The 15,768-nt window shown below is 73.0% G+C and carries 14 protein-coding genes; 3 read left to right on the forward strand and 11 right to left on the reverse strand.

The genetic code is table 11. From position 1 onward, the window contains the following. Positions 1 to 15: 15 nt before the first annotated feature. The 3 genes from AC1DT4_RS05670 to AC1DT4_RS05680 are packed head-to-tail and all read right to left on the reverse strand — an operon-like array spanning position 16 to position 3,286. Positions 16 to 1,641: an ABC transporter permease gene (locus AC1DT4_RS05670; RefSeq protein ID WP_477088801.1), complete on the reverse strand. Its 1,626-nt coding sequence runs from the start codon at positions 1,639 to 1,641 to the stop codon at positions 16 to 18. Beyond that, positions 1,638 to 2,639: an ABC transporter ATP-binding protein gene (locus tag AC1DT4_RS05675; protein WP_477088802.1), complete on the reverse strand. Its 1,002-nt coding sequence runs from the start codon at positions 2,637 to 2,639 to the stop codon at positions 1,638 to 1,640. Before AC1DT4_RS05675 ends, AC1DT4_RS05670 begins: the two co-directional genes overlap by 4 nt. Further along, positions 2,636 to 3,286 carry a TetR/AcrR family transcriptional regulator gene (locus tag AC1DT4_RS05680; RefSeq protein WP_477088803.1) on the reverse strand — a complete coding sequence of 217 codons (651 nt, stop codon included), beginning with the start codon at positions 3,284 to 3,286 and terminating at the stop codon, positions 2,636 to 2,638. Before AC1DT4_RS05680 ends, AC1DT4_RS05675 begins: the two co-directional genes overlap by 4 nt. Before the next feature lie 188 nt (positions 3,287 to 3,474). Between AC1DT4_RS05680 and radA the strand changes: the two genes are divergently transcribed. Beyond that, the gene (radA, locus tag AC1DT4_RS05685) at positions 3,475 to 4,896 is read left to right on the forward strand and encodes a DNA repair protein RadA (protein ID WP_477088804.1); all 1,422 of its coding nucleotides are present in this window, start codon (positions 3,475 to 3,477) and stop codon (positions 4,894 to 4,896) included. Positions 4,897 to 5,309: 413 nt separating this feature from the next. Continuing rightward, positions 5,310 to 6,371: a LacI family DNA-binding transcriptional regulator gene (locus AC1DT4_RS05690; protein ID WP_477088805.1), complete on the forward strand. Its 1,062-nt coding sequence runs from the start codon at positions 5,310 to 5,312 to the stop codon at positions 6,369 to 6,371. 153 nt (positions 6,372 to 6,524) lie between these two features. Here AC1DT4_RS05690 and AC1DT4_RS05695 read toward each other — a convergent pair whose 3' ends face one another. The 6 genes from AC1DT4_RS05695 to AC1DT4_RS05720 form a co-directional block, all read right to left on the reverse strand. Further along, positions 6,525 to 7,526 (reverse strand): N-acetylglucosamine kinase, encoded by a 1,002-nt coding sequence (locus AC1DT4_RS05695; protein WP_477088806.1) that lies wholly within the window; start codon positions 7,524 to 7,526, stop codon positions 6,525 to 6,527. A 43-nt stretch (positions 7,527 to 7,569) separates the two neighbouring features. Beyond that, positions 7,570 to 8,835 (reverse strand): 6-phospho-beta-glucosidase, encoded by a 1,266-nt coding sequence (locus AC1DT4_RS05700; RefSeq protein ID WP_477088807.1) that lies wholly within the window; start codon positions 8,833 to 8,835, stop codon positions 7,570 to 7,572. Beyond that, on the reverse strand, positions 8,832 to 9,662 hold the full coding sequence (locus tag AC1DT4_RS05705) for a carbohydrate ABC transporter permease (RefSeq protein ID WP_477088808.1): 831 nt from the start codon (positions 9,660 to 9,662) through the stop codon (positions 8,832 to 8,834). The genes AC1DT4_RS05700 and AC1DT4_RS05705 overlap by 4 nt, the downstream gene beginning before the upstream one ends. Next, positions 9,659 to 10,594, reverse strand: coding sequence for a carbohydrate ABC transporter permease (locus AC1DT4_RS05710; protein ID WP_477088809.1), 936 nt, complete (start codon positions 10,592 to 10,594; stop codon positions 9,659 to 9,661). Before AC1DT4_RS05710 ends, AC1DT4_RS05705 begins: the two co-directional genes overlap by 4 nt. A gap of 5 nt (positions 10,595 to 10,599) precedes the next feature. Beyond that, positions 10,600 to 11,931, reverse strand: a complete 1,332-nt coding sequence (locus AC1DT4_RS05715) for an ABC transporter substrate-binding protein (protein WP_477088810.1) — start codon at positions 11,929 to 11,931, stop codon at positions 10,600 to 10,602. Positions 11,932 to 11,997: 66 nt separating this feature from the next. Further along, positions 11,998 to 13,173, reverse strand: coding sequence for an ROK family transcriptional regulator (locus AC1DT4_RS05720; protein WP_477088811.1), 1,176 nt, complete (start codon positions 13,171 to 13,173; stop codon positions 11,998 to 12,000). A gap of 180 nt (positions 13,174 to 13,353) precedes the next feature. Between AC1DT4_RS05720 and disA the strand changes: the two genes are divergently transcribed. Further along, a complete protein-coding gene (gene disA, locus AC1DT4_RS05725; RefSeq protein ID WP_477088812.1) occupies positions 13,354 to 14,472 on the forward strand; it encodes a DNA integrity scanning diadenylate cyclase DisA in 1,119 nt (372 codons plus the stop codon). Here disA and AC1DT4_RS05730 read toward each other — a convergent pair. Further along, positions 14,469 to 15,077, reverse strand: coding sequence for a hypothetical protein (locus AC1DT4_RS05730; protein WP_477088813.1), 609 nt, complete (start codon positions 15,075 to 15,077; stop codon positions 14,469 to 14,471). The two genes, disA and AC1DT4_RS05730, sit on opposite strands and share 4 nt — an antisense overlap. Positions 15,078 to 15,182: 105 nt before the next feature. Further along, positions 15,183 to 15,761, reverse strand: coding sequence for an N-acetyltransferase family protein (locus tag AC1DT4_RS05735; RefSeq protein WP_477088814.1), 579 nt, complete (start codon positions 15,759 to 15,761; stop codon positions 15,183 to 15,185). Positions 15,762 to 15,768: the final 7 nt, after the last annotated feature.

Here is a 15,768-nt window from a genome sequence, read left to right on the forward strand (position 1 = left end):
CCTACCGACGCAAACTCATCCCACGACGTCACGTCGCCGGAACGCCGCGAGCCCGATGCCGATCAGTCCGACCGCGACGACGGTGAGGATGAGCACGGGCGGCCAGTCCATCGCCTCGGCCGGCAGCTGCGGCGTGTACGTGAACGGCGACAGCACGTCGGAGCCGTCCGGCAGGAGCGGCCCGAAGAGTCCGACGACGCCCACGTAGGTGACGTACGCCCACACCAGCCCGAACGCCCGCGGCGCGACGGCCATGACGACGACCGCGACGCCCAGCATGATCCCGACCGCGGGCAGCGTCACCGCCGCGGCGCCGATCAGGCGGCCGACGTACGAGCCCTCCCCCAGGGACACCGCCGCCATCGCACCCATGAGCAGGCCCGTGACCAGCATCATCACGACCGCTGCCACCCCCGCGACCCCCACCTGCGAGCCGAGCCAGCGGACGCGGGAGACGGGCCCGGCCAGCACGATCCCGCCGCGGGTGGCCACCTCCTCGGACCGGGCCGCCGCCAGAGCGGTGGCGGCGTAGGCGCCCGCCATGACCGCGAGGAACACCGTGTAGAGCGCGAACGCCGACGCCGCGGCGCCGTTGGGGCCGGTCGGGAAGATCTGCGCCAGCTGCGGCTCGTCGGCGATGAAGTCCACGAGCTCGCCGGCCAGGAGCCCGATGAACGCGCCCATGACGACGATGCCGATGCCCCAGGACAGGATCGACCCGGACTGCCGGCGCAGCGTCAGCGCGACCATCCCCGTGAGGCGTGCCGACGCCCGCGGACGGCCGAGCCGCTCCGCCAGGAGGCCCGTGCCCAGGTCGCGCCGGCCGACTAGCCAGAACGCGACGACCACGAGCACGACGGCCACGACGACGCCGATGGCGAGCGGCCAGAACCGCTCGTCGACGTACGCGCGCGTCGCCTGCGCCCAGCCGAACGGCGACAGCCAGGTGAGCACGCTCGTGCTCTGCGGCCCGCGGACGTCGCCGACCGCGCGCAGCAGGAACGCCACGCCGAGCACCGCCATGCCGAGGGACGTGGCCGCGCGGGCGTGCGCGGTGAGCTGCGAGGCGACCGCGGAGACTCCGGCGAAGACGAGCCCGACCATGACGATGCCGCCGGTGAGCGCGAGCGAGCCGACCGGGTCGAGGTCCGTCGTCAGCAGCGCCAGGAACGTGAGGCCGCCGACGGCCAGGGTCGCGACGACCGCCGCGACGATCCCGGCGACCACCGGCGCGTCGCGACCGACCGGGCCGGACCGGACCAGCTCGAGCCGCCCGTCCTCCTCCTCGGCGCGCAGGTGCCGGGTGACGGTGAGCAGCGCCATGATCGCGACCGGGATCATGATCCAGAGGCCCAGCTCGTTGGCCGTCATGGCGCCGACCGTGTAGTTGTCGAGCCCGTACCCGGGGCCGGCCAGGGCGGTCGCGGCCGGCGACGAGATGAGCTGTGCCCGGCCCGCCAGCGCCTCCGGCGTCGAGTAGACCTGCGACAGGGAGCTCACCGACACCTGCGTCAGCCCCGCCACGGCGACGGCCCAGATCAGGGTGCGCCAGCGGTCGAGCCGGAGGGCGACGCGAACCAGGTGTCGCGTGCCCGCCAGCTCGGACGAGCTCTCCGGGCGCCGTTCCGCGACCACGGTCATCGCGACGCCTCCGGCATGCTCGCACCCGCAGCGTCTCCGACACTCGCACCTGCAGCGTCTCCGACACTCGCACCTGCAGCGTCTCCGACGCCCAGCGTGGCCAGCTCGTCGCTGTACTCGCGCAGGAACAGATCCTCCAAGGTCGGCGGGTGCGCCGTGAGCGACTGCACCCCGAACGTCGTCAGGCGCGCGAGCACGTCGTTGAGCGACGCGGTGTCGACGTCGACCGTCAGGTGCCCGTCGGCCCGCTCCACGTGCTGCACGGAGTCGACCGCCGTGAGGACGCGCTCCGCCGCGTCGGTGTCGCGGAGCCCGACCGTCACGGTCGTGCGCGTGAGGCTGCGCAGCTCGTCCAGCGACCCGCTCTGCACCGCGCGGCCCTGCCGGATGATCGTGACGCGCCGGCAGAGGGCCTCGACCTCGGCGAGGATGTGGCTGGACAGCAGCACGGTCCGCCCGTCCGCCGCCGCCTCGTGCACCACCTGCTGGAACACGGCCTCCATGAGGGGGTCCAGGCCGCTGGTCGGCTCGTCCATGAGCAGCAGCTCGACGTCCGCCGCCAGGGCCGCGACGAGTGCGACCTTCTGCCGGTTGCCCTTCGAGTACGCACGGCCCTTGATCCGCGGGTCCAGCTCGAACCGCTCGATCAGGGCGTCGCGACGCTTCGGGTCCAGGCCGCCGCGCAGCCGCCCGAGCACGTCGATCGACTCGCCGCCCGACAGGTTGGGCCACAGGTTGACCTCGCCGGGCACGTACGCGAGCCGGCGGTGCAGCGCGACGGCGTCGTGCCACGGGTCGCCGCCCAGCAGCCGGACCTCGCCCGAGTCGGCCCGCAGGAGCCCCAGCAGCACGCGGATGGTGGTCGACTTGCCCGCCCCGTTGGGCCCGAGGAAGCCGTGCACCTCCCCGGTCCGGACGGTGAGGTCGAAGCCGTCGAGCGCGCGCTTGGCGCCGAACGACTTCACGAGCCCGCTGACGGCGATGGCATTGTCGGTCATGACTTCCCGTCCTTGTCTCGGTACTGCAGGTAGGCGTCCAGATAGGCGCTGTCGGTGAACAGTCCGTGCGTGTAGAGCTCCAGGCCCGCGAGCATCGTGCGGGTGGTGAGCTGGTCGATGGCCTGGGCGGGGTCGTCGGTGGGTGCGACCCCGCGGCCGGCGGCGGCGTCGAGCTGTGCCATGACGATGAGGCCGACCTGGGCGGCGACGACCTGCCGCGCGCGCCCGGCGGGGTCTGCCGACGGCCGGATGGTGCCGGCCCCCTCGCCCGCCTCCAGGTAGGCCGCGGCGTCGTCCATGAGCCCGTCGACGAAGTGCGCCGCGAGCGCCCCGCCGTCCATGAGGCTGCGGACGATGTACGCGAAGAGCGGCGCGTACTCCTGCACCCGGGCGAGCATCCCGATCGTCTCGGCGGGCGACTTCTCCGCGATCGCCGACGACTTCTCCGCGCGGATCACGGCCAGCACGTGCTGGTCGCACTCCTCGCGCAGCGCGTCCTTGGAGCCGAAGTGGTGGATGACGAGGCCCGCGCTGACTCCCGCGTCCTCGGCGATGGTGCGGACCGAGGCCCGGAACCCGTCGCGGCCGAAGCGTGCGACGGCGGCGTCCCTGATGCGGGCGCGGGCGGTGAGGTCGTCTGAACGCACGTTCACTACACTAAACACGTGTTCAGTGGCGCGCAAGACCGAGCAGTCTCGCGGCGGGACCTCCCGATCCGGCGCGTGCCGACGATGGTCGCCTGCGGCGCTCGAGCCGCGTCTCCGAGCGACCTGTCTGCGACCGCGCGCGGCGCGGCCGGCCGGCCGTGTCGGACCCTGCGGTTAGCGTGCGGCGCGTGACCTCGACCTCCGCCAAGCGCCCCGACCGCAGCGCCCGCCCCGCGTTCCGCTGCACCGAGTGCGGCTGGACCGCGAGCAAGTGGGTGGGTCGCTGCGGCGAGTGCCAGGCCTGGGGGTCGGTCGTGGAGGACACCGGTCCCGGCGGCGGCGCCCCGCGCACGGTCGCCACCTCCCCCACGCGCTCACCCGCCCAGCCGATCGACCAGATCGACGTCGAGACGGCGCGGTCGCGGCCCACGGGGGTCGACGAGCTCGACCGGGTCCTCGGCGGCGGCCTCGTGCCGGGCGCCGTGGTGCTGCTGGCGGGAGAGCCCGGCGTCGGCAAGTCGACCCTGCTTCTCGACGTGGCGGCACGGGCCGCGCGCACGGGCCGCACGGTTCTCTACGTGACGGGCGAGGAGTCGGCGGCGCAGGTGCGCCTGCGGGCCGGCCGGATCCACGCGCTCGACCCCCAGCTGCTGCTCACGGCGGAGACCGACCTGGGCACGGTCCTCGGGCACATCGAGCTCGTCGGGCCGGACCTGCTCGTCCTCGACTCGATCCAGACCATCGCGTCCGCGCAGGTCGAGGGCACGGCCGGCGGGGTGTCGCAGGTGCGCGAGGTGGCCACGGCGGTGATCCAGGCGGCCAAGGCCCGGGACATGCCGGTGGTCCTCATCGGCCACGTGACCAAGGACGGCTCGGTCGCGGGGCCGCGCACGCTCGAGCACCTCGTGGACGTCGTCTGCCAGTTCGAGGGCGAGCGGCACTCGCGCCTGCGCATGCTCCGCGCGACCAAGAACCGCTACGGCCCGACCGACGAGGTCGGCTGCTTCGACCTGTCGGAGTCCGGGATCGTCGGGCTGCCGGACCCGAGCGGCCTGTTCGTCTCGCAGGCGCTGCACGCCGTGCCGGGCACCTGCCTCACGGTCACCCTCGAGGGCCGCCGGCCGCTGGTGACCGAGGTGCAGTCGCTCGTCGCGCCCAGCGCGGTCCCCAACCCGCGCCGGACCACCAGCGGGGTCGACAGCAGCCGCCTCGCGATGGTGCTCGCGGTCCTCCAACGACGCCTCGGCGCGCGGCTCGCGGACCAGGACGTGTACGTCTCGACCATCGGCGGTGCGCGCGTCGCCGAGCCGGGCGCCGACCTGGCGCTCGCCCTGGCCGCGCTGAGCTCGCGCGAGAACATCCCGCTCCCGCGCGGCCTGGTCGCCATCGGGGAGATCGGGCTGGCCGGCGAGATCCGGACCGTGTCCGGCGTCGGACGGCGCCTGGCCGAGGCGGCGCGGCTCGGGTTCACGCGCGCGATCGTCCCCGCCGGCGCCCTGGACGGCGCCACACCCCCGGCCGGGCTGACCGTGCTGATGGCCGCCGACCTCATCGAGGCCGTGACCGCCGCCGGCCTGGTCCCGGACTCCGCACCCGCCGGACGGCGCTGAGTCGTCCCTCGTCGCTCGTCCGGAAAGAATTGCTCGATCATTCGTCTTGACCGGTATAGAGATCGGGGTTACTTTATCGGTATAGAGAACGACGACCCGACAGGAGAAGCCCTGATGTCGATGGACAGCTCGCAACTTGGACTGCTGCTCGGTGTGAGCGTCGCGCAGCACGAAGCCGACAGCGCACGTCCGTGGGCGCCCGAGGCGCCGGAGCCCGAGAGGCACCGCCGGGCACCCCGGACCCGTGCACCGCGCACCCGCCGCACCCTGGCGGACGCCCTGCACCACCTCGCCGACGCGGTCGCACCCGCCTGCCCACCCGAGGCGGGTCACCCGGCCCGATGACGGTCTCGCCTCCGGGACCGGTCCCGGCGACCTACCCTGTCCCGCATGGAGCGGAACAGGGTGGCGTCGTGTCGCGGGTGACGCTGCAGACGATCGCCGACCGCGTCGGGGTCAGCCGGATGACGGTCTCGAACGCGTTCTCCCGCCCGGACCAGCTCTCGGCGGACATGCGACGCACGATCCTCGCGGCCGCGGCGGACCTAGGCTACGTGGGGCCCGACCCCTCGGCGCGCGCGCTGGCCCGCGGCACCACGGGCGCCGTCGGCGTCCTGCTCACGGAGTCCGTCGGGGCGGCGTTCCGGGACCCGATCGCCGCCGCGTTCTTCGGGGCGGTCGCCGAGGAGCTCGCCCCCACCGGGCTGGCCGTCGTCCTGCTCCCGTCGACGGGTTCCGAGGGCACCATCCCGGCGCGCGACATCCCCATGGACGGCGCCCTGGTCTACGGGTGCGCCGCCGACTACCCCGCGGTCGACTGGCTGGTGAAGCGCAAGCTCCCGCTGGTGTTCGTCGACGGCGAGCCCACGGCCGGGGCCGCGAGCGTGCTGCTGGACGAGCAGCACGGCGCACACCTGGGCGCCCAGCACCTGCTCGACCTCGGGCACCGCCGGATCGGCATCCTCACCATGAACGTCGAGGTCCCGCCCGGCTTCGCGCCGGACCCGTCCGCCGCGGGCTCGGGGTTCGTGGCTCGTGAGCGGCAGATCGGCTGGATGGAGCCGCTCGACGCCGCGGGGGTCACGCCCGTCGTCATGGAGGTCCACGACAACGCGGAGCCGTACGTCTCCGAGGGGGCTCGCGCGCTGCTGAGCGCGCCCGACCGCCCGACCGCGGTCCTGTGCTTCTCCGACCTCATGGCGGCCGCGGTGGTGCACGCCGCCGAGGAGCTCGGGCTCCGGGTCCCGCAGGACGTCTCCGTGGTCGGGTTCGACGACTCGCCGCTGGCACGCCGGCTGCGACCCGCCCTCACGACGATCCACCAGGACTTCGCCGCCAAGGGCAAGGCCGCCGCCGAGGCGCTGACCTCGTCGATCGCCCGGTTCCGCGCCGGCGACGCCCCGGAGCCGGAGCAGCACCGCATCCTGGTCGACCTGGTCGTCCGCGACAGCACGGCTCCGCCCGCCCACGCCTGATCCGACCCCGGGCGGGCGCGGCGTGGCCGGGCACTCGCGTGAAGACTTCGTCTCGCCATACGCGACAAAGTCTTCACGCACACGCGGCCAGGTCCGTGGTCTCCGACGTCCGGAACGCACTCGTCGACGGGTAGCCCGGCCTCAGCGGTGCGGTCAGCTGGCGACCGCCTCGCTCACCGCCCTGCTGGACAGCGACGCGCGGGCCCGGTCGAGGGTCGCCGTCGAGGCACCGTGCGCCTCGAGCACCAGGAACGCGGCGCCCAGCACCGGACGATCCGCGACGAACACCAGGTGTGCGCCGGGCGCCCCGGCAGCGATCCGCGCCCGGATGCCCTCGGTCAGGCCCGGGTCACGTGCGGCGAGCACTCCCCCGCCGAGGACGACCGGCACGGCCGCGCCCGTGAGGTCGAGCCGGCGCAGGGCCGCGAGCGCGAGCGCGGCGATCTCGTCCGCCTGCCGTTCGACCACGCCGACCGCCACGGCGTCCCCGCGTGCGGCGGCCTCGAGCAGGACCGGGGAGAGGAGCGTGACGTCGTTGTGGTCCAGGTGCCCGAAGTGCAGGTCCTCGATCACCGCGGCCATGGTCGGGCGCCCGAGGGCGGAGGGCACCAGCTGGGCGAGGATCGTCGGGTCCCCGCGGCCGTCGAGCGCCCGCGCGGCGTGCCAGATCGCCTGCTCGCCCAGCTCGAAGCCGCCGCCCCAGTCGCCGGAGATCCGGCCGAGGGCCGGGAAGCGGGCGGTCGCGCCGTCGGCCCGGCGGCCGACGCAGTTGATGCCGGTGCCGCACACGACGGCGACGGCCTGGTGCTCGGGCGTCCCCGCCCGGAGGAGCGCGAAGGTGTCGTTCTCGACCACCACGCCGGCCGCCTGCACGAACCACGGCAGCGCGTGCAGCGCGGCGCTGAACGTCTCGATCTCGACCGGCAGGTCCAGCCCGGACAGGTAGACGCCCACCCGCAGCACACGCGGCCGGGACACCTGCGCCAGCGCAGCCCGGACCAGGTCGTCGATGACGGCGAGCGCGGGCGGGACGCCGATCACCTGCGGGCACGAGCCGCCGCCGCGGGTGTGTGCCAGCACCGTGCCGTCGACGGCGAGCACGACGACGTCGGTCTTGCTGCCGCCCCCGTCGATCGCGAGGAGGACGCCGGTCATCTCGTCCTCGCGACGACGGTGCGCAGCGTCGGCCCGTCGGCCCTCATCGAGCCCACGCGAGGTGGTCGCGGTTGGCGGCGAGCAGGGCGTCGGACAACGCCTCGGCCTTGTCGTACTGACCCACCAGCGGGTGCGCGAGGAGGGCACGCACCACCCGGTCGCGGCCGCCGTGCACGGCCGCGTCGAGGGCGAGCCGCTCGTAGCCGGCGACGTGCCCGACCAGCCCGGCGAGGTCGTCGGCCAGCGGCGCGACCGGCAGCGGCGTGATGCCGGCCGCGCCGATGGTGGCGGGCACCTCGATGACGTGGTCGTCGGGCAGGAACGGCAGCGTCCCGTCGTTGCGGACGTTGACCACCTGCACGTCGCCGCGGTCGGCGGTGAGGGAGGCGAGCAGGTCGACGGCCGCCTCGGAGTAGAAGGCGCCGCCGCGGCGGGTGAGGGCCTCGGGCTTGGTGTTGATCGACGGGTCGGCGTAGAGCGCCAGCAGCTCGTTCTCCACGTCGGTCACCGCCTGCGCCCGCGACACGGCGCCGGGCGCGACCTGCTCAGCCAGGACCTCGTCGTGCGCGTAGTAGTAGCGCAGGTAGTACGACGGCACGCAGCCGAGCAGCGACAGCGCCGACGCCGGGAGCTCGACCTCGTCGGCAAGCTCCGCCAACCGGGAGGCCAGCAGGCCGGGCAGCCGGTCGGCGCCGTCCACGGAGACCCCCCGCACCCAGGTCAGGTGGTTGAGCCCGACGTGGTCGAGCGCGACGGCGGACGGCTCGACATCGAGCATCGTTGCGAACCGGCGCTGGAACCCGATGGCCACGTTGCACAGCCCGACGGCCCGGTGACCCTCCTGCAGGAGGGCGCGCGTGACGATGCCGACGGGGTTGGTGAAGTCGACGATCCACGCGTCGGGCCGGGCGTGCTGCCGGACCAGCGACGCGAGCGAGAGCACGACCGGCACCGTCCGGAGCGCCTTCGCGAGCCCGCCGGGCCCGGTCGTCTCCTGCCCGAGGCAGCCGCACACGTGCGGGAACGTCTCGTCGGTGTGCCGGGCCGCCTGCCCGCCGACGCGCAGCTGGAAGAGCACGACGGAGGCGTCGGACACCCCCGCGACGACGTCGGACGTGGCGGTGACGCGCACGTCGTACCCGTACCGCGCGAACATCCGCCGCGAGACGCCGGCGACGAGCTCGCGGCGCGTGTCGGAGGGGTCCACCAGGCACAGCTCGGTGAGCGGCAGCAGCGAGCGCAGCCGGGCGAACCCGTCGACGAGCTCGGGTGTGTACGTCGACCCGCCGCCGATGACGGTGAGCTTCATCCCTTGACCCCTGTCAGTGTCACGCCGCGCACGAAGGTCCGTTGCGCGAGGAAGAAGATGAGGACGACGGGGACCATCGCGATCAGGGTCGCGGCCATCGTCAGGTTCCAGTCCACGGCGCGGGTGCCGCGGAACTGCGCGAGCGCGTAGGAGACGGGCCAGGCCGACTCGTTCTCCGACGTGTAGAGCAGCGGGCCGTAGTAGTCGTTCCACGACGTGAAGAACAGGAAGATCGCCGTCGCCGCGATGCCCGGCTTGGCCATCGGCACGATGACCCGCAGCAGCGTCCGCAGCTCGCCGCAGCCGTCCAGGCGGGCGGCCTCGGTGTACTCCTTGGGGATCGTCAGGAAGAACTGGCGCAGCAGGAAGATCGAGAACGCGTCGCCCAGCAGGTTGGGCAGGATCAGCGGCCACAGCGACCCGGTGAGGCCGAGCTTCGACCACATCACGTACAGCGGCACGCTGGTGACCTGCGGCGGGAGCAGCATCATCGCGATGATGAGCACCAGGTAGACGTTCGAGCCGCGGAACTGGATCCGGGCCAGGGCGTACCCGGCGGGCACGGACGAGACGAGCATGAACGCCGTCGCCAGCCCCGCGTACAGGAACGAGTTCCCGGTGTACTTGAGCATCGGCAGCTTCTCGAACACGAGCGCGAAGTTGTCCCAGTGCCACGACGTCGGCCACCCGAACGCCGTCCCGGCCTGCTCCGGCGACATCACCGACGTGAGCAGGATGAACACGAACGGCGCCAGGAACAGCACGCAGAGCATGAGGAAGATCGCGTGGTCCGCCACCCAGACCAGCGGCGAGCGGTGGCGGATCAACTGGCCACCTCCGGGGTGAACGCCTTGAAGCGGCGCAGCAGGAACGCCATCACGATGGCGGCGACGACGAACAGGACGACGGCCATCGCGGAGGCGTACCCCAGCAGGTTGGCGCCGAAGGCCTTGGAGTACAGGAGCTGGCCGTAGGTGAGCGTCGACTGGTCGGGCCAGCCGAGCGCGCCGGCGGCACCCTCGCCCACGGAGGCCTTGCCCTGCGCGGTGGTCGCCGCGACGGCGGGCTCGGTGAAGTACTGGAGCGCCGCGATGATGCCGGTGATCAGGGCGAACAGCAGCACGGGCGTCATGTTGGGCACGGTGACGTACCAGAACTGCTGCCAGCCGTTGGCGCCGTCGAGCTCCGCCGCCTCGTACTGCTCGGCCGGGACGTCGAGCAGGCTGGCCAGGAAGATCACCATGATGTCGCCCAGCACCCAGAGCCCGAGCAGGACGAGGGAGGGCTTGGCCCAGGCCGGGTCGGTGAACCAGCCCGGACCGTCGATGCCGACCTTGCCGAGCAGCTCGTTGACCGGGCCGGTGGCGGGGTTGAACACGAACACGAACGCGATCGTGGCCGCCACCGGCGGGATCAGGGCCGGCAGGTAGTAGAGGGTGCGCAGCACGCCGGAGCTGCGCCGCGCCCGGGTGAGCACCCAGGCGACGACCATGGCCCCGACGATCCGGACCGGCACGAGGATCGCGACGAACCACAGCGTGTTGAGCACTGCGGTGCCGATCAGGGGGTCGCTCGTGAACAGGAACTTCCAGTTCGCGAAGTCGTTCCAGCGCGGCGGGTTCGACAGGTCGAACGCCGTGAAGGAGTAGAAGACCGTCATGACCAGCGGGAACACGAAGAAGATCAGCATGCCGAGCAGCGACGGGGACAGGAAGGCGAGCGCCGCCCTGTTCCGTCGGCGTTGGATCGTCGAGGCCACGGGCGTCAGCCCGCCTGAAGCTTGACGGCGGCGTCGATCTCGTCGTCGACCTGTGTGAACATGCCCGGCAGGTCCGTGACGTCACCCTGCTGCCACTTGGCCGTGTGGGTGCCGAAGATCGTCTGGTACTCCGCACCGATCGCGCTGGGCGGGGTCGTCGAGGACGCGGGGTTCTCGAAGATGTCGAGGAACGTCTTGAACTGCGGCGTGACCTCGAGGTCGGGCGACGCGATGGCGTCGCTCGTCGTCGGCGCGTTCTTCAGGCCGTTGGAGAGCTTGACCTGCGCGCCGGTGTCGGTCGTCAGGTACTTGATGAACGCCCAGGCCGCCTCGGGGTTCTTCGAGCCCTTGCCGATGCCGACGATGTTGCCGGTGATGTAGCCGGCGCCGTAGCTGTCCTCGTAGCCCTCGGCCGACGGGATCGGAGCAGTGCCGTACGTCAGGTCGGGCGCCTGGTCGTCGATGAACGCCGTCCGGTACTCGCCGTCGATGTTCATGGCGACGCGGCCGGTCTGGAAGTCGTTCTCGGCCGAGAACTCCTGGCCCAGCGCGGCCTGGAAGTCGGCCAGCTTCTGGTAGCCGCCGAGCCTCTCGATGAGGTCCTTCTGCCACTCGAGGATCGCGGTCCAGCCCGGCGACGAGCCGATCGCGGACGTGCCGTCCTCGTGGAGCCACTCGGCGTCGGCGGCCGGGCCCCAGTGCGACTCGGCGTTCTCGTAGTAGCCGAGCAGCGGCATGAAGCCGAGCTGCTTGATCGAGCCGTCGTCGTTGAACGTGGTGAGCTTGACGGCCATGTCGGACAGCTCGGCCAACGTCTTGGGCGGCTCGGTGTAGCCGGCCGCGGCCAGCAGGTCGGTGTTGTAGTACAGGCCGTACACGTCGGCGAGGGCGGGCATCGTGCAGCGCTTGCCCTCGAACGACGTGTAGCCCAGCACCGTGTCGGGGATCTGCGTCAGGTCGACGCCGTCCCGCTCGATGAAGCTGGTCAGGTCGGCGAAGTCGCCCGACGAGCACAGCGGGCCGACCTGGTCGGTCGAGTAGGACAGGCCGACGTCGATGGGCTGCCCGGCGGAGATCGCCTTGCGCATCTTCTCGTCGTCCTGGCCGGACTTGACCGTCACCGTGACGCCGGGGTTGGCCTTCTCGAAGTCGTCGACCACGGACTGGATGACGTCGGCCTCGCGGTCGGTGAAGAAGTGCCAGAACTGGATGTCGCCGGTCACCTCGGACGGCGCGCTGGCCTCGGCGGTGGGGCCGCCGGACGATCCGCCGCTGCAGGCGGCCAGGCCGAGGACCGCGGCGATCGCGGGGACGACCAAGAAGGTGCGTGTTCTCACCGTGTGCTCCTGTTCGTGGGCGCGACGAAGCACCCGGTCGGCCGGGGTCGCCGTGCGTCGATGTGGTTAGGGGACGAGGTCGAGCAGCCGAGAGCGCAGGTCGGCGCCGACGACGGATCGCGCACCGCGCAGCACCGGGTGATCAGCCACGGTGCTCACGGAGATGTGCGGGGACCACCGGGTGGTCCTGCGGATGTGCCCTCGCACGTACTCGGCGAGGGTTCGACCGCCGGCGACGCCGGTCGGTCCACCGAGCACGACCACGGGCGGGTCGAGCACGGCGAGCACGGGGACGACGCCGACCGCGACGCGGGTCGCGAGCTCGCTCAGCACCGCCGGCCGCGCGGGGTGCGTGGCGAGGTCGGTGAGCACGGCGTCGAAGGAGCGGCCGCGGACGCCGTGCGCCCGGGCCAGGTTCTTGATGGCGATGCCGCCGATGAGGTCCTGCAGGTCCTTGGCCGACGGGACCAGCTCGGCGGCCGCGCGCGGGACCGGCAGGTAGCCGATCTCGCCGGCCCCGCCCGACGCCCCGCGGTGCAGGCTGCCGCCGAGGTCGACCGCGACGCCCAGCCCGTCGCCCATCCACAGCAGGGCGAACCCGTCGACGTCCCGGCCGGCGCCCTCGACGCGCTCGGCGACGGCCGCGAGGTTCACGTCGTTGTCGATGCGGACGCTGACGCCCAGGCCGTCCTCGAGCTGCGCCCGCACCGCCTTGCGCGGCCAGCCCGGGATCAGGCCGACGAAGGCGAGGTCGTCGGTGCGCGGGTCCACGGCGCCCTGCAGGCCGACGATGACGGTGACGACGGTGTCGGGCGTCGTGCCCGCCGACTCGCACGCGGCCTGGATCGCGGCGCTGATGTCGCCGACCGCCGAGCGCTCGGCGGCGGTGCGCGCCAGCGGCACCTCGGCGATCGGGTACTCCGTGCCCGCGGCGTCCACCAGCGTGGAGAGCACCCGGTGCGGCCGGACGTCCACGGCGACCGCGTGGGCCCGGTCGGTGCGGACCGCGTACGTGACGGCGCTCGGCCCCCGGGCGGCGGCGACGGAGCCGACGACGTCGATGAGGTCGAGCTGCTCGAGGCGCGTGACCACCTGGCTCGCGGTGGGCTTGGACAGGCCCGTGAGCTCGCCGATCTGCGCCCGGGTGAGCGGACCGTGCTCGAGCAGGAGGGCGAGCGCGGCCTTGTCGTTCATGGCGCGCAGCAGCCCGGGAGTACCCGGCTGGCTGGGCGTGCCGCTCATGTCCACTCGTCCGATCGTCGTTGATCGAGGCCGCGCTGTGCGACCTCGTCAAACTAACAGGCAACTTTCCTAATAGACAACAGTCTGTCGGCGTCGGCCACGTCTCGGTCTCGTAACGGCCGGGTTACTTCTCGCGGGCGTCGGCGATCGGGCGAACCCGTGCGGGCGAACGGGTCCGCCATGCGGGTCGCAAGAGCCGTCGTCGGCCGGCGTCGTTACCATGCAACCGTGCCGCACGCTCCCGACGACCTCCTGAGGTCGACCCTCGCTGCCGTCGCCCCGGGCGGCGAGCTCCGCGACGGGCTCGAGCGCATCCTGCGCGGCCGCACGGGTGCGCTGATCGTCCTCGGGTTCGACAAGACGGTCGAGAGCATCTGCTCGGGCGGCTTCGTGCTCGACGTCGAGTTCTCCGCGACCCGCCTGCGCGAGCTGGCCAAGATGGACGGCGCCGTCGTCGTCGACGCGGGCATCTCCCGCATCGTGCGCGCGGCCGTCCAGCTGCTCCCGGACGTGACGATCGAGACGTCGGAGTCGGGCACCCGGCACCGCACCGCCGAGCGCGTGGCCAAGCAGACCGGCCTGCCGGTGGTCTCGGTCTCCGCCTCGATGCGGATCATCGCCCTGTACGTGGGCGGCCAGCGGCACGTCATCGAGGACTCGACCACGATCCTGTCGCGCGCCAACCAGGCCCTGGCCACGCTCGAGCGGTACAAGTCGCGTCTCGACGAGGTCAGCGGCACCCTGTCCGCCCTCGAGATCGAGGACCTGGTGACCGTCCGCGACGTGTCCGCCGTGGTCCAGCGCCTCGAGATGGTCCGCCGCATCTCCGAGGAGATCGAGGGCTACGTCGTCGAGCTCGGCACCGACGGCCGGCTGCTCACGCTGCAGCTGGACGAGCTGGTCGGAGGCATCGGCTCCGACCGCGCGCTCATCATCCGCGACTATGTCGACACCAGCCGGCGCGACGTCGACTCCGTGCTCGACGCGCTGGCCGAGCTCGACTCGACCGAGCTGCTGGACAACGCCCGCATCGCCAGCGTGCTCGGCCTGCCCGGCGGCGGCGACGCCCTCGACGCGGCGGTCGGTCCGCGCGGCTACCGCCTGCTCTCCAAGGTCCCCCGCCTGCCCGGCGCGATCGTCGACCGGCTCGTCGCGCACTTCGGCGGTCTGCAGAAGCTGCTCGCCGCGGGCATCGAGGACCTCATGGCCGTCGACGGCGTCGGCGAGCAGCGCGCCCGCGCCGTCCGCGAGGGGCTCTCCCGCCTGGCGGAGTCGAGCATCCTCGAGCGGTACGTCTAGCCCAGCCCGAACACGGCCGGCGGCGCGCTCGCGCCCGCGAGGTTGAGCTGCGCCGAGTAGGTTCCCGCGCCCGGTGTCGGCAGCCCGGCCGGACACCCCTCCGCCGACCGGACCTGGTTCCACGCGAACGGCGTCGCGTCGACGCCGCCGCCGGGGAGCAGCAGCGTGCGCGACTCGGTGCCCGCGACGATGCAGTCGCGGTTCGACCACACGCGGTCGGCGCCCGACGTGATGACGATCTCGCGCTGCGCCTCCCCCGCGTCGACCAGGCAGGGCTCGGTGCCGGTGTTGGTGATCGAGACGGTGAACGTGGCCGGCACCCCGGGGGCGTACGACGTGGCGTCCGGGGTCATCGCGAGGACGAGCCCGGCCGGCGCGCAGTCGGCGACCCCGCCGTGGTCCGTCGTCGGCGTCGTGCTCGGCGCTGCGTCCGTCTCGGCGGCGGGCGTGGACGACGTCGTCTGCGCGGCGGGCGTCGGGTCGTCGCCGGACCCGCGGCCGAACAGCAGCCAGAGGACCAGCAGGAGCAGGAGCAGCGGGATGCCGAGGACGACGAACCGGCGCACCCAGTAGACCCGGGCGGGTAGGGGTCGCGACTCGCTCATGCGTCCTCCGGCCCGTCTCGTCCGCTCCACAGCACCGCGCGATCCCGCGGCGCGACCACCGTAGAGGCAGGTCCGCGCACCCGCGCGGCCGACGCGCGGTGCGGCTCAGAGAGCGAGACGGACGATGGCCCGGTCGTCCTTGGGGCGGGCGACCACGTCGAAGTCGGCGGCGAGGAACAGGCCGACGGTGCCGCGGTACAGGTCCGCCGACGACCGCCGTCGGGTGCCGGTCTCCAGCGGATAGGCCTCGAGCGTGTGGGCGCCGGACGCCCGCGCGTGCTCGATGGCGGCCCGCAGCAGGGCGGTGGCGACGCCGCGCCGACGGAAGCCCGTGCGGACGACGAAGCAGGTCACCGCCCAGATCCCGGGGTCGTCGAGGTCGGCGCGGAGCTCTGGCGTGGTCATCGACGGGCTCGTGCGCACCCGCGGGAACTCGGTCCGCGAGGCGACCGACGCCCAGCCGACGGGCTCGCTGTCCACGGTCGCGATCACTCCCGGGCTGGCACCGGGCGCCGCGATCCGGGTGGCCAGCCGGTCCTGGAGGTCCTCGGTCGACATCGTGCGGAACTGCGAGTTCGGGAACCGGTCGAACTGGCAGAAGCAGCTGCCCGGGTCGCCCCGGCCCGCCAGGACCGCGACCGCCTCGTCGACCCCCGCGCACGGCGCGGCCGCCAGCTCCGTCATGCCGCCA

The sequence above is a fragment of the Cellulomonas sp. P4_D11 genome, from assembly GCF_056401915.1.